11 protein-coding genes are annotated in these 13,870 nt (G+C 43.7%); 10 read left to right on the plus strand and 1 reads right to left on the minus strand.

From position 1 onward, the window contains the following. From BUC20_RS10965 to BUC20_RS11000, 8 genes are read left to right on the plus strand one after another with little or no spacing between them, the layout of a single operon-like run. Positions 1-4,299 carry a type I polyketide synthase gene (locus BUC20_RS10965; RefSeq protein WP_073230797.1) on the plus strand — a complete coding sequence of 1,433 codons (4,299 nt, stop codon included), beginning with the start codon at positions 1-3 and terminating at the stop codon, positions 4,297-4,299. Continuing rightward, a complete protein-coding gene (locus BUC20_RS10970) occupies positions 4,287-4,586 on the plus strand; it encodes an acyl carrier protein (RefSeq protein WP_073230798.1) in 300 nt (99 codons plus the stop codon). The genes BUC20_RS10965 and BUC20_RS10970 overlap by 13 nt, the downstream gene beginning before the upstream one ends. Then, complete coding sequence (locus tag BUC20_RS10975) at positions 4,577-5,338, plus strand: alpha/beta fold hydrolase (protein ID WP_073230800.1); 762 nt, start codon at positions 4,577-4,579, stop codon at positions 5,336-5,338. Before BUC20_RS10970 ends, BUC20_RS10975 begins: the two co-directional genes overlap by 10 nt. A 12-nt stretch (positions 5,339-5,350) precedes the next feature. Beyond that, the gene (locus BUC20_RS10980) at positions 5,351-6,559 is read left to right on the plus strand and encodes a glycosyltransferase (RefSeq protein ID WP_073230801.1); all 1,209 of its coding nucleotides are present in this window, start codon (positions 5,351-5,353) and stop codon (positions 6,557-6,559) included. A gap of 10 nt (positions 6,560-6,569) precedes the next feature. Continuing rightward, complete coding sequence (locus BUC20_RS10985; protein WP_073230803.1) at positions 6,570-7,772, plus strand: glycosyltransferase; 1,203 nt, start codon at positions 6,570-6,572, stop codon at positions 7,770-7,772. A 17-nt stretch (positions 7,773-7,789) separates the two neighbouring features. Next, positions 7,790-9,046 carry a condensation domain-containing protein gene (locus tag BUC20_RS10990; RefSeq protein WP_200800929.1) on the plus strand — a complete coding sequence of 419 codons (1,257 nt, stop codon included), beginning with the start codon at positions 7,790-7,792 and terminating at the stop codon, positions 9,044-9,046. Continuing rightward, on the plus strand, positions 9,043-10,314 hold the full coding sequence (locus tag BUC20_RS10995; RefSeq protein ID WP_073230806.1) for a phthiocerol/phthiodiolone dimycocerosyl transferase family protein: 1,272 nt from the start codon (positions 9,043-9,045) through the stop codon (positions 10,312-10,314). Before BUC20_RS10990 ends, BUC20_RS10995 begins: the two co-directional genes overlap by 4 nt. Further along, positions 10,307-10,813 (plus strand): hypothetical protein, encoded by a 507-nt coding sequence (locus tag BUC20_RS11000; protein WP_073230808.1) that lies wholly within the window; start codon positions 10,307-10,309, stop codon positions 10,811-10,813. The genes BUC20_RS10995 and BUC20_RS11000 overlap by 8 nt, the downstream gene beginning before the upstream one ends. Here the strand turns inward: BUC20_RS11000 and BUC20_RS11005 are convergent. Next, on the minus strand, positions 10,785-11,696 hold the full coding sequence (locus BUC20_RS11005) for a DNA-binding transcriptional response regulator (protein WP_073230810.1): 912 nt from the start codon (positions 11,694-11,696) through the stop codon (positions 10,785-10,787). The genes BUC20_RS11000 and BUC20_RS11005 overlap by 29 nt on opposite strands. A 310-nt stretch (positions 11,697-12,006) precedes the next feature. Here BUC20_RS11005 and BUC20_RS11010 point away from each other — a divergent pair, with 310 nt between their 5' ends. Together BUC20_RS11010 and BUC20_RS11015 are read left to right on the plus strand one after the other, a co-directional pair. Next, a complete protein-coding gene (locus tag BUC20_RS11010) occupies positions 12,007-12,576 on the plus strand; it encodes an RNA polymerase sigma factor (protein ID WP_073230811.1) in 570 nt (189 codons plus the stop codon). A gap of 73 nt (positions 12,577-12,649) precedes the next feature. Continuing rightward, complete coding sequence (locus BUC20_RS11015) at positions 12,650-13,783, plus strand: FecR family protein (RefSeq protein WP_073230813.1); 1,134 nt, start codon at positions 12,650-12,652, stop codon at positions 13,781-13,783. The last annotated feature ends 87 nt before the right edge of the window (positions 13,784-13,870 follow it).

Genomic DNA, 13,870 nt, shown 5'->3' on the forward strand with positions numbered 1-13,870 from the left:
ATGAAAAAGACGGACATCGCCATCATTGGAATGTCCTGCATTTTCCCGGGTGCGGAAGATGTAGAGACCTTCTGGCAAAATATAATCAATAAGGTAGATTCTACGCAGACCGTACCGGCCGACAGAATTGATCCTGTACATTTTGATTCCGGCGCTACGGGGGTAGATCGATTCTATTGCAATAGGGGAGGATTTATTCCAGAATTCGTGTTTGACCCTTCGGATTTTGGAATCCTTCCCCTTGCAGTAGAGGGAACGGAACCCGATCATTTGCTAACGCTGAGCCTGGTGCATAAAGCACTGGGCGATGCGGGCGTGTTGGACAAGAACCACATTCTTGAAAAAACAGGAATCATCATTGGTAAAGGGAATTATTCTGGTCCGGGTGCGACAAGGGCTATCGAGATCGTGAGGACCGGGGAGCAGATCGTTCATTTATTGAAAGAGCTGATGCCCGATTTATCAGGAGCCGAAATTGAAAACATAAAAAAAGAATACCAATTGCGTAAAGGACGTTTCGGACCTGATACGGCAATGGGACTGATTCCAAATCTGGTGGCTTCATTGGTGGCCAACAGGCTGAACCTTGGTGGAGCGGCCTATACCCTGGATGCGGCTTGTGCCAGCTCTTTAATTGCGATAGACCAGGCCGTACAGGAACTGAATAGTGGCCGATGTGATCTGATGATTGCAGGAGGAGTGCATGTAGGGCAGAATGCTGCTTTCTGGAGTATCTTCAGTCAGCTGGGCGCTTTATCTAAAAGAGGTAAAATCAGCCCTTTTGATGCACATGCCGATGGATTGCTGATCGGAGAAGGTTGCGGTTTTGTGGTACTCAAACGTCTGGAAGATGCGGTCAGGGATCAGGATAAGATCTATTCAGTATTAAAAGGAGTTGGGGTCAGCAGTGATGGCAGCGGGACAAGTGTGATGAGCCCTTCTGTAAAAGGACAGCTGAAAGCCATTGCTCAGGCCTGGGGAAATTCAGGACTGGAAGCCGGAAAGATCGGCTATATCGAAGCACATGGAACAGGAACTCCACTTGGAGATAAAACAGAAATAGAGACCCTTTCCCAATTTTTTGGTAAGGATGAGTCTTTGCCAAAAGCGGGAATAGGAACGGTAAAATCCAATATCGGACATGCCATGCCTGCTGCGGGGATTGCAGGTTTGATCAAAGCTTCCCTGGCCTTGTATCACGGGATTCTTCCTCCAACACTTCATTGTGAGGAACCATTGGCTGTGTTTAAGGACAGCCGCTTTCAACCGGTTCAGGAAGCTCAGAACTGGGAAGCCTCCGGCTTGCCGAAGATTGCAGGTGTAAATGCTTTTGGTTTTGGCGGCATCAATGCCCATGTGGTACTGGAAGGATACCTTCCATTGGAAGCTCAGCAGTTAAGTACTGCGGAAGTCAAAAAGGCAGCAACAGATGAAGTGTTGTTGCTGGCAAGGGAAAGTCATGAAGAACTGATACTTGCTTTGGAAACCAATGACCGAAACCCGGGAAATGGAACATACCGCATCGCTGTATTTGATCCCAGCCCGGAGCGCTTAAAAAAAGCCCTGAAAATTGCAGGCAAAAATCTGCCATGGCGTAATAAACAAGACATCTGGTACAGCAATGAGCCCCTTTTAAGCAAAGGTGGTAAAATAGCCTTTGTATTTCCGGGACTGGATGGCCTTGCAGGTGGAGAGGTAAACAGCGTAGCTGAATATTTTAACATTCCGCAAGACAACAACAGCAAAGCTGAAGGCTTACTTAATGAGGCACTAAAAATATTAAATAAAAGCAGTGTACTGGATACTGCACTCAAGCAATTGGGCGTATTGCCGGAAATGAATGCAGGGCATAGCTTAGGCGAATGGCTGGCCGCAAGGTCATCAGAGCTGGCAGAAGAATCTTCTGTATTACAATTGCTCAATTACCTGAACCCGGAAACTTTTGAACTGAAAGATTCCAGGTTTATTGCCGTGGGATGTGGCATAGAACAATTGCAACCCATCATGCAGGATATTGAACAGCTGTACCTTTCCAATGACAATTGTCCGCAGCAGGTGATCCTTTGTGGAAGCAATACGGCATTAGAGCAATTGGTTCCCATACTAAAGGCAAAACAGATCTTCCATCAGATTCTTCCTTTTCAATCTGGTTTCCATTCTCCTTTTGTGGAAGATAAACTGGAAGTGATGCTGGAAGGAATGAGCAAAATGCAATTCCGAAAAACCAAATTCCCTTTATGGTCTGCTACAACCCTGGAGCTATATCCGGAAGGTTTTGAAGCGATCAGGCAGCTCAGCGTGGAACACCTCATTAAGCCGGTGCGTTTCCGTGAACTGACGGAGAAACTATACGAGGAAGGAGCCAGACTGTTTATTCAGGTGGGCTCCGGAGGGCTGATCGGATTTATTGATGATACCTTAAAAGGTAAAAGCTGCAGCACCGTATCTTCAAATACCGCGCTGAGGTCTGGTGTTGCCCAACTGCAAAGGGTCCTGGCTGCTTTGTTTGTAGAAGGCAAAGAGGCCGGGATGAAATTCATGGGCTACGATAAACTGCAGGAGCCCCTCCTTAAAAAAGGACTAAAGCTACAACTTGGCCTGCCTTTGATCAGTAACCTGAACGGATTAAAAAATCTGGCACTCCAGCAGGAAAACAAGGCTCCCCGCAGGGAAGCCATTATGGAAGATGTTGCCCATCCTTTAATGAGGGCTTTTAATGAAAATGTAGAAGAAATGATTGGGATCCAATCGGAACTGCTGCAGCTTTTTCAGAATAAACCATTTACGCTCAATGCGTACGCTCCGACAACCGGGACTTCACCAGCGGTAATGCCGCTGGTGGTAACCCCGGTTAGGGTTCCTTTTACAAAGGCAATGGACATCACACTTGAAAATTGTCCTTACCTCGTGGATCATTCCCTGCTCAGGCAGCCTAAAGGCTGGCATTGTGTGGACGATATGGACCCTGTAATTCCGATGACGATGATCTTCGAAATGTTTGGAGAGATCGCTGCAGAACAGGCCCCAGCCGAGCGTGTACATAAGATCGGGAACATCAAGGTGTTTCAATGGATGAATGTGGCGAAGCCCTTCCGCGAAACGATTACCGGAGAGTGGAAAGCTGAACATCTGGTATACCTCAACCTCGAACGTTTTGCCAATGCCGAAGTATTGCTCAACAGCACTGCTACCGCAGCACCTAAGCGGAGCTTTGACATTGGGGAATCCTTAAATATCGAAAGGACAGCTACTCAGATTTATGAAGAGCACATGTTCCACGGACCGGGTTATCAAGGCATCAGGGAGCTGATCAAAGTTGGGGAAAAAGGCATCACCGGAATGATTGAAGGTGGCGCAGGAAAAGGTTCATTGCTGGACAATGCCGGACAATTGTTCGGGTTATGGCTACAGCTGACCCTGACCAAAGACCGGATCGCTTTCCCGGTTAAAATCCAGGAAATAGAATTCTTTGGCGAGATGATGGACCAGCAGGGGGTTTTTGAATGTACCTGCGTACTGACGGAACTCAATGAAGAATTTGCAACGGCCGACTTTGTGATGAAAAGGGACAACCAGGTTTGGGCGATCATCAGCGGCTGGCAAAACAGAAGGCTGGAAATTGATGAAGCGCTATGGAAAGTATCCATGTCGCCATTACACAACCGCTTGTCGGAAGAAGTGGCACCGGGAGTATTCCTGTTCCATAATGCCTATACCCGCGTGGTTTCCTGGGATTTCATCTTGAAGCGCTATTTTAATCAGGACGAGAAAAAACACCATTTATCCCTCTTGCCGAATAAAAGAAAAGAATGGATCATCAGTCGTGTGGCGGTAAAAGATGCTGTTAGAAACCTGCTGAACCAGGAAAAACAGGAAGCCTGCTATCCGATCTCTTTTGAAATCAGGTCGGACGAAGTGCATAAACCTTACCTCCACGGACCGATGACGGATGGGATAGAGATCTCCATTGCGCATAAAGGAACCGATGCAGTAGGTATTGCCCGTTATAACCGCCCTGTAGGGATCGACATTGAGCGTATTGAAGAACGAAGTGAAGGCTTCTACGAGTTGGTGTTTTCTGCAGAAGAGCAGGTTTTACTCGCTGATAAAGATAAAGCCGAATGGGCTACCCGTTTCTGGGTGGCAAAAGAAGCTTATGGTAAATTCCTGGGGAAAGGTTTACAGGGAAACCCAAGAGCCTATGTGATCGAAGAGGTCAATGGCGAAGAATTAAGAATAAAAGACATCATCATTAAAACTATTAAACATAAAAACTATATCATCGGATGGACACTATAATATCAACAGCGAAACTAAACAGCAGCGAGATCTTTGATCTAATGAAACAATTTATCACTGAAGTGATCGGCGAAGAATTTGTGGAAGAAATGGACATCACGATGGAAAGTTCTTTTACCAAAGACCTGGAGATGGACAGCATAGAGATTGTGTCTTTCTCAGAGAAAATAAAGAACCATTTTGGAGAGCAGATTGATTTTACCGGCTGGTTGTCGAACATGGACCTGGACGAACTGATCAACCTGAACCTGGGCACTATTGTTAATTACATCGAAGAATGCCAATAATTAACGTAAAAAGCCGGGGCGTACATGTTCAGGAACTGAATAAAGGAGCAGCCGAAACGGTGCTCCTGGTTCATGGCATGTTCAGCAACCTCTCTATTTACTATTTTAATATCGCCCCTATTCTGGCGAAGCATTTTCATGTGGTCATGTATGACCTGAAAAGTCATGGCATGAGCGAAAAGATTGCGGATGGATACGACCTGAACAGCATGACCGATGACTTGTCGGAGCTGCTGGAAAGGCTGGAATTATCCTCAGTGCACCTGGCAGGTTATAGTTTCGGTGGACTGATCTCCCTGAAAATGGCGGCCCGATTTCCGGATAAGATCAAAAAACTCGCCATCATTGAAGCACCGGATCCTAACGACGATAAAACCCGTGACATCATTGATGAATACAGCAGGGAGTTTCTGGAATATTATGTCCAGAACTTTGCCGATACCACCAAATCGAAAATGGGCAAAAGGCAGATGGAGAAAAACCACCGCATGTATGAATACCTGTTTCATGAAACGAGCATCAAAAGTGATATGATCAGGGAGCGTGATTTCTTCAGTGCCGCGGAGATCGGTGAAATTTCGCAGGAAACATTGCTCTTGTATGGTGCGGACTCCAATTGTCTGGAAGCGGGTAAGAAATTAAAAAAGAAAATAAAGAGAGTGGAGATGCTGGAAGTAGATGGCGACCATAATGTGCCTATCCAGCAGCCGGCAAGTATTGGAAACCTAATGGAATCATTTTTTAAGAATTAAATAAATCGCCCTATGGCAAGATTTGTATTTGTAGTTCCCCCTTTAACAGGACACATCAATCCAACCCTCAGCATCGGTGCAGTATTGCTGCAACGCGGGCACCAGGTAGGTTGGATTACTTTAGACGCTGCTTTAGCCTCAAAACTTCCAAAAGGTGGAGAATTGTTGCTGATTGAATATGCAGAGAATGACCTTCAAAAACAGGAAAGTGAAAAGTACCTGGACATCATCACCAAGAAGATCGTTTACGGAATAGATAGCATTAAATTTTTATACGAAGAGGTCCTGATCCCTTTAAACAGACATAGTTATGAAGGGATTTCCGATTGGCTGGACCGCTTTAAGCCAGATTTGGTCATTACTGATCATCAGATGTTTTCCGGAGCCATTGCGGCGGCAAACAAGGGTTACAGTTATGCCACTTCAGTGACCGCACCGGCCGCAATTAAGGTCATGGATGAGCTTCCAAAGGTTCATGAATGGGAGATCAACCAGATCATCGCCCTGCAAAAGGAATTTGGAATAGACCTGGAAACAGCGATTGCCTGCTCAGAAGAACTGACCATGGTACTCACTTCCAGCGAGTTTTTTGGAGAAATGGAACTGCCGGAATGTTACCGTTTTGTTGGACCGGTCATTCATCAGAGAACCGAGCAGCCTGCTTTCGACTGGGAAAAATTAAACAGCGTTCCCGGCAATCAGAAGATATTGGTGAGCATTGGGACCACCTTCGATCATGAGCATAAAAAAAGCTTTTTTGAAAAAGTAATAGAGGCTTTTGAAAATGAACCTTTAACCGTTGTGGTGGTTTCTGACCCCGAATTATTTGAACAATGGCCGGACAACTTTATCGTTCAGCGCAGTGTTCCTCAGCTGGAATTGCTGCCCCATCTGGATGCCGTTGTTTGTCATGGGGGCCACAATACGGTTTGTGAAACCTTAACACATGGTTTACCAATGGTGGTCGTACCTATTGCTTACGATCAGTCACATGTAGCAGGCAGGGTGGTTCGTGTAGGTGCAGGATTAAGGTTAAACTTTAACCGTTTCAAAGCAAAACACCTCAAAGAATCGGTGACAGAAATATTAAGTAATGCCAGCTTTAAACAAGCGGCAATCGAGATCAGTGGCTCTTTCAGCAGGGCAGGAGGAACCGAAAAAGCAGCCGACCTGTTGGTGGAGCTGGCTAAGGAACCTGTAGTAGTGGTGTTAAATAATTAAAAAAGAAATTATGTCTAAGTTTTTATTCGTTGTCCCTCCGTTTTTTGGTCATATCAGTCCGACATTAAGTATTGGCGCCAGTTTAATTGCCCGTGGTCATGAAGTAAAATGGCTTGGTGTGATTCCTGTTGCAGCCACACATATCCCTGAAGGGGGTGAGTATATCTATCCTGAGGCCGATCTTGCCGAGTATCAGGAAGAACTTCAAAAGATCCTGAAGCGTCAGGATGATGGACCTGGTTGTTCAGGTCCTGAAGTGATGAAGCTTGCCCTGGAAGAAACCTATGTCCCTGTAGCACGTATCATGATGAAAGGGCTGGGGAGATTTGTAGATGCCTGGCAGCCGGATGTGATCGTAAACGATTGTATCACTTTTGCAGGTGCTTTACTGGCCCATATCAGGGGGATTCCAAGTGTAACTACTACTCCGGTACCTCCCGATGTCATGGGTGATACGGCAAATAGTGCTCCTAAAATATTTGAATGGCAGGAAAACCTGGTTAAAGGTTTACAACGCGAGTTTAAGGTGTATGGCGATGACATTGTGATCCATTCACGTAAGCTCAACCTGGTGTTTACTTCTCCTGAATTTGCAGGAATTGAAAACCCGGAACCACATATGAAATTCGTCGGCCCTGTTAAAGGAAGGCCAAACCATGCCGATTTTGATTGGGCACGATTGGAAAAAGCGACCACTCCGAAAGTGTTCGTTTCCCTTGGAACCTTATTGGTTGACATCAGGGCGGCTTTCTTTCAGAAGCTGATCGATGCTTTTGCAGATGCCCCGGTTACGATCATTGCGGCAACTAACCCTGATATTTTTGAGCAATGGCCGGACAATTTTATTGTCAATGGTTTTGTGCCTCAGGCAGAGCTGATGCCGATGATGGATATGGTGATTTGTCATGGTGGATTCAATACCGTGAACGATACTTTCATGAACGGTCTGCCGATGCTGATTACGCCAATTGCTTATGACCATTTTCATACTGCCAAGCTGATTGAAAATGCAGGTTGCGGCATCAAAATCCGTTACAAGCGTCTGCGTGTTGAAGACCTTAAAAAGGCTGTTTTTGAGCTGCTGGAAAACCCTCAGTACCGAAATGCAGCATTAAAAGTTAAAGAAACATTTATTGCTGCCGGAGGAAATGATAAGGCTGTTCAGTTGCTGGAAGAGTTTGCTGCTGCGGAACAGGTATTACAGGTAGTTTAACCAGATATCAGGAGACGATGATGAGAAGAAAATTGCTGTTTGCTGAGCGCATGCTCCACGGGAATGGGGACCTTCCTTTTAATGCGGTTATTCCGATAAAGATCAAAGGATCTTTTCCGGAGGAAAGCCTGCACCATGCCTTAAGAAAACTTCAGGAGAAACATCCTTTATTGAATGCATCGGTAGAAAATGATGAAAAGGGAATGCCCTGGTTTGTGGTTGAGGATGCTGTTGTTGCCCGGATTCCGGTCCGCATTACAGAAAGAAGGGGAGATGAGGATTGGGAAAAGGAATCTATGCAGGAATGGTCTAAGGTATTTGATACCCGTAAAGGACCTTTAATGCGGGTGGTCTGGATCAGGGGGGCTGAGGTTTCAGAGATGATCCTGGTGATTCACCATTGCCTTTGTGACGGTGGTTCTGCCATGGCCATTTTAGCAGAATTGCTGCTCCTGCTGGACGATGGTACGGTGAACATTGGCAAGGAAGATCCGATCATGAGCATACAGGACATCATTCCTGCGGAGATTTTAAAAAACAGGAAGAAAATCATCAAGGCAAAGCTGATTGGTGGGGTAGCGACCTTTGCGCTTTGGATCGTTCCGCTGAAAAAACACCTGGTAGAACGCAAGAAAGATTATATGGTGCATTGGAAGCTGGAAAAGGAACTCAGCGACCGTTTGATGCTCAAATGTAAAGCGGAAAAAGTAACCGTCAATACCGTGCTTTGTGCAGCGGTATTGCAGGCTTTTCAGGAGGTGAGAAAAGCGGGTTTTCACAATAAGATTTCCTGTCCGGTAGACATCCGCAGATTTGCACCAAGAATCAAAAGAGACAACATCTTTGCTTTTGGACTGATGTTCGTGGTCTCTGCAGATCAGCAACTGGATTTCTTCGGCAATGCCAGGAAGATGCAGGAAGATATAGACCGGAAAACGGCCAAACTGGATGCGTATGATACCATCATGATGATGGAAGAATCCCATGCTTCCTTAAACAGGTTCACGGAATTTTTAAAATATGGGAAATCAAGTAACGACTGTATGTTTTCCAACCTTGGGAAAATCGACATTGCCCACCAGTACAAAAACTTTGAACTCGAAACCATATTCAGCCCATCGGTGATTGGCCCGTTAGGAAATACCACCACACTGGTTACCTCTACTTACCGCGGGCAAATGGATTTTACCTTCATTGCCAGCGAAGGATTCATTCCTTATACCGAAGCCCTGGAAATACAGCAAAAACTAATGGAAATCATCAATAAACTATGAGAAGAAAACTGATCATTGGCGAAAGAATCATGTATGTGGATGCCGAAACACCGCTCAACTGTGTTTTTCCGGTAACCATCTCCGGAACAATCTCCAGGGAAAACCTGCGGATTGCGCTGTCTAAGATCCAGCAAAAACATCCATTATTGCGGACCCGGATAAAGGAAGATGCTGCCGGTGTACCTCATTTTGTATCGAGCAATAACCTGGCGCAAATTCCGGTGAGGGTGGTGGAAAGAGTTGGGGAGGAAGACTGGATTACACAATCTAAAATAGAATGGAAAAAGCTGTTTGACGGCGACAATCTGCCTATGGCAAGGCTGGTTTGGATTAAGGGAGCAGAAGTTTCTGATCTGCTGCTGGTTTGTCCGCATTGTATCTGTGACGGAACTACTTTTGTGGCGTTGATGTCGGAACTGCTGCAGCTATTGGACCATCCCGAGCAGGAACTGACTCCGTATCTGCCTTTCCACTCGATCGAAGAATTGTTGTCGCCCTCATTTAAGAGTACCCCTGCAAAGGTTTTAAAAACGAAGTTTTTTGCAGTCCTGGCGAAGTTGTTCTTTATGCTGAAATCTGCCAGAAATAAACATCCGGAAGGAGAAGGATACCTGATCAACTGGAGACTGGACGTAGAAGATACAGCGGCAATTGTAAGTGCCTGTAAAGAAAGTGGTGCGAGTTTGCATGCTGCCCTATGTGTGGCTTTTTTAGAAGCCTTTCAGTCGGTCCGAGGGAGTAAAGCACAAGGCAAAGTAATTTGTCCGGTAGATGTGAGAAACTTCGTTACGGAGATTAAAAAGGATGAAATGTTTGCCTTTGCACCAATCGCGGAACTTTCCCTTTCTAAAGAGAAAGGACTGAGTTTCTGGGCGAAAGCAAAACAAATAAAGGAAGAGCTGAAAAAGAAGATTGCTGCCATGAAAGTGCATGAACTATTGATCATGAGCGAGTACTTCCATTCCTCTGTAGACAAGATGGTAAAATACCTGAAAGCAACAGAGGGGGGACATGACGTTACCCTTTCCAATATGGGCAGGCTTAGAATTGCTGATAAATATGATTCTTTTACCATAGAAAGATTGTATTGCCCCAATGTGGGTTTCCCATGGAGAAATGCGAATACATTGGTGGTTTGTACTTTTAAAAAGAGAATGGATTTTACTTTTCTCTCTAATGATGCTTTCCTTCCTGAAGAAGAAGCAAAAGCAATTAAAGATAAAGCAATGGAATTATTGATGGCAGAAGTTACCCTGAGTTATGCTTAATACTAAAAAACAGGACGATATGGTGTTCAGGAAGTTTGTACAAAAGAAACTGCTGCTTTATATCGTCCCCAATATTATTTTCAATACCATAATTCCCTACCTGACGTTGCGGAACCTGGGACCTGTTTATTTGTTTCAGGGCGAATATTGCTTTGCCCGTTTCCTATTGCCTATGGCCTTGTTTCTGCCTTTCATCATCACCTTTGACATGCTGAGGAAGACCATCATTTTATCTGAAGAAGGAAAGGCGGGTTTTGTTCTTCCGGATAACTTTACCAAGAATAAGTTCATGTTTAAGATGGCAGGGGTTAATGGCGCTGCTTCTTTAACAGTAATGTTCCTGGCCACGCTTTTTGTACAATTGACTGTACCGGAAGGCTATGGTTTTGATGCCGCTATTATTTCTTTAATTCTGGGCGCAGTAGCAGGTACGTTAACGATCATATCTACCCTTTGGCCGGTGAAGAAGGTTAAGGAGTTGAGTGTTGCTCATCAATGATCTTCTTGAATTCTTCTATTTTATTGTCAGATTGAATCAGGCGTAGAAATTCTACGTTCGATAGGAACAACACCTTGTTGGAATTACCTGATTCTCTCATCGCTTCCAGGTATGTCGTTTTTGCAAAGCCACCAGTAGTTGCAATAATACCAAGTTCGGACAGGCCATTGGAGTTTTTTAGTTTAGTATTGAAAATGATAAAATCATTCTTTCCAATATGATATCCCGGCTGGTTTTTGCACTCAATGAGGATATATTTCCCGAATTTGTTTAGGAATGGATCTATTGTTTCGTTTCTGATAGATAAGTCCAATTCGTTTCTGGAAAGATCAATCTTTCTTTTTTGAATATCTCTGTATCCCAGGAAGCCAAAAAATAAACAGATGAACCTTTCAAATAATAATCCCTTTTTATTGGGATCTGTTTCATTCTTTGCATCAGAATAATTCTGTAGTAAGCTTGTGTTCAGAATGGAAATATCTTCGGAAAGACGAAGGTAATATTTTACTATAATTGGTTGCAGGAATTTTGCAGTATCAGAAGTTTCCGGTTCTTTAGTAATAATGTCTATGATCTTACCGGTTTTCAGAGCAGTGGCTAAAACACCATCATATATTTCTTTATCAGGTGACATTAACAATACATGGGCTATTGGATTTAGCTCAAATATTTTATTTATAATCTCGATTCCATTAATCCCTGATTTATCCATCCTGATATTTAAAATCACCAGTGTGCAGAATCTGTTTTCCAGAGCATAATCAATTTCTGAAGCGGTACTGTAGGCTTCAAATTGATACCCGGTTAGTAAATCAGATAGATTCTTCTTTAGTACATTGTTTTGTATGTGCTCATCATCAAATATTAACACTGTTTTTTCCATTTTAGGTTTTAAAATTAGTAAAGGGTTCTTTTTTGTTTTCTGTACGTGGGCTAATATGTGTATTATAATTTAATTAATTAACTATTGAGATATTTTTTTATTAAAGTATTTCATCTAGCCGTTTTACAAAAATTCAGCAGTTTTGTTTTCGAAGATTCTAAATGAGGTAACTTTTGTTTAGATGATATGGTTCCAGGCGATCTTTTGGATCATTTGTAATGATCGCATTTCAAAAATAATTCGCTATAATTGAACGGGGGAAATATTATTCTGGATCATTTTGTGTCAGAGATGCATCCGTATTCAATTAATGAAGGTTTACCATACTTTTTCTGATCAGGAATTAATCGTCATGTTAAGGCATGGGGAAAAAGGAGCGCTTACAGAAATTTACAAACGTTACCAACCTCTTCTTTATAGTCATGCTTACCGGCGACTGCCCGATCAGGAGGAAATCAGAGACATCATTCAGGAGTTGTTTATTAACCTCTGGGACAACCGCAGTTCATTTCATTTGAATGGAAGCCTGGCTTCCTATCTGTATACCTCGGTACGCAACAGGATTCTGAATCTGTATAGAAATCAAAAAGTGCGGGATAATTACAGCCTTTCCCTAAAGACCTTTATGGAACAGGGAAGTAACATTACGGAAGAGACGCTTCGGGAAAAGGAACTGATTCAACTTGTTGAGCAGGAGGTTGCCGCTCTGCCTCCACAGATGCGCTTGATTTTTGAAATGAGCCGTAACCTGGAGATGAGCCATAATGAGATTGCCCTGGAGCTTGACCTGAGTCCGCACACGGTTCGTACCCAGGTTAGAAATGCACTCCGTATTTTAAGAGAAAAGTTAGGAGTAAATATCTTTTTAATCTTTTTTTAAAAATCATCTACTCTATGCCCCTGACTTAGGTGTCATTTGTTTACAGCCCACCATATTTAGGGAGCACAATTCAATGAAAAAAGCAACAGATTTATTAGATAAGTACAATTCAGGAATAGCTACAGATGAAGAAAAAGCCATCGTAGAAAGCTGGTATCTTAAATATGAACCTGAAGCTACTGACCTTAATCCTCAGGAAATAGAGCAGGAATATCTCCTTGGGCTGGAGGGACTGAACAGACATATGGATCGCTCTTCTTCAATGAAGTTGTGGCCCCGAATGATTGCCGCAGCAGTCGTATTTCTGGTGCTGAGCATTGGCATCTTCTTTATTTTCCGGTCAGATCAAAAACTGCAGGCGATTTCCTATCGGCATAACGATATCGGTATTGGAGGAAACAGGGCTGTGCTTACGCTGGCAGACGGCCGGAAGATCTCATTAACAGATGCAGTTAATGGAACTATTGCGGAGGAATCTGGAATTAAGGTAACGAAAACCCGGGATGGTCAGCTGGTATATGTACTGAGCGGAAAGAAGACTGCGGAAAAACAAGCTGGCAATAATACCATAACCACTCCCAAAGGTGGACAATATCAGATCATTCTTCCCGATGGGACTAAGGTTTGGCTTAATGCGGCTTCTTCATTGGTATATCCCACTGCATTCTCAGCAACACAGCGGGAAGTGCTGTTGAAAGGTGAGGCATATTTTGAAGTGACCAAACAGTTCCCTAAGAAAACACCTTTTATTGTGCAGACCGACCGGGCAAAGGTAGAAGTGTTGGGGACCCATTTTAATGTCAATGCTTATGACAACGAGCCGTTTACTAAAACCACTTTATTGGAAGGTAAGGTAGGTGTCAGTTATCCTGAAACAACACATGCTATGGTGCTTAACCCTAACCAACAGGCCTGGAATGATAAAAAAACGGTTCCCATTCGCGTAATCACAGTTGACCCGGAATATGAGGTTGCCTGGAAAAAGGGATGGTTCATGTTTAATGACGAAAGGATCGAGAGTATCATGAGAAAGATCGCCAGATGGTATGATGTGGAAGTGGTATACGAAGGAAAGACCTCAGCTCAGCAGGTGTTTGGAGGAACAGTGAACAAATTTGAAAATGTCTCCAAAGTACTGGAAATGCTTGAACTCACAAATGCAGTTCATTTTAAAATTGAAGGAAGAAAAATTACGGTGATGCCCTGAAACCACCAGGTATCGTAAGTTCAAATAAATATCAACAAACCATAAACAACCAACAATGAAAAAACAACTACAGGGCCAGACTTAAGT

Origin of the sequence: Pedobacter caeni, assembly GCF_900129215.1 — a bacterium.
In the GTDB taxonomy this organism is placed as follows: Bacteria; Bacteroidota; Bacteroidia; order Sphingobacteriales; family Sphingobacteriaceae; genus Pedobacter; species Pedobacter caeni.

What these genes read in the sequence shown, in the direction of transcription:
- BUC20_RS10970 (WP_073230798.1), top strand. Translation starts at nt 4,287, where the DNA reads ATGGACACTATAATATCAACAGCGAAACTAAACAGCAGCGAGATCTTT.
- BUC20_RS11010 (WP_073230811.1), top strand. Translation starts at nt 12,007, where the DNA reads ATGAAGGTTTACCATACTTTTTCTGATCAGGAATTAATCGTCATGTTA.
- BUC20_RS10980 (WP_073230801.1), top strand. Translation starts at nt 5,351, where the DNA reads ATGGCAAGATTTGTATTTGTAGTTCCCCCTTTAACAGGACACATCAAT.
- BUC20_RS10995 (WP_073230806.1), top strand. Translation starts at nt 9,043, where the DNA reads ATGAGAAGAAAACTGATCATTGGCGAAAGAATCATGTATGTGGATGCC.
- BUC20_RS11015 (WP_073230813.1), top strand. Translation starts at nt 12,650, where the DNA reads ATGAAAAAAGCAACAGATTTATTAGATAAGTACAATTCAGGAATAGCT.
- BUC20_RS11005 (WP_073230810.1), bottom strand. Translation starts at nt 11,696, where the DNA reads ATGGAAAAAACAGTGTTAATATTTGATGATGAGCACATACAAAACAAT.
- BUC20_RS10965 (WP_073230797.1), top strand. Translation starts at nt 1, where the DNA reads ATGAAAAAGACGGACATCGCCATCATTGGAATGTCCTGCATTTTCCCG.
- BUC20_RS11000 (WP_073230808.1), top strand. Translation starts at nt 10,307, where the DNA reads ATGCTTAATACTAAAAAACAGGACGATATGGTGTTCAGGAAGTTTGTA.
- BUC20_RS10985 (WP_073230803.1), top strand. Translation starts at nt 6,570, where the DNA reads ATGTCTAAGTTTTTATTCGTTGTCCCTCCGTTTTTTGGTCATATCAGT.
- BUC20_RS10990 (WP_200800929.1), top strand. Translation starts at nt 7,790, where the DNA reads ATGATGAGAAGAAAATTGCTGTTTGCTGAGCGCATGCTCCACGGGAAT.
- BUC20_RS10975 (WP_073230800.1), top strand. Translation starts at nt 4,577, where the DNA reads ATGCCAATAATTAACGTAAAAAGCCGGGGCGTACATGTTCAGGAACTG.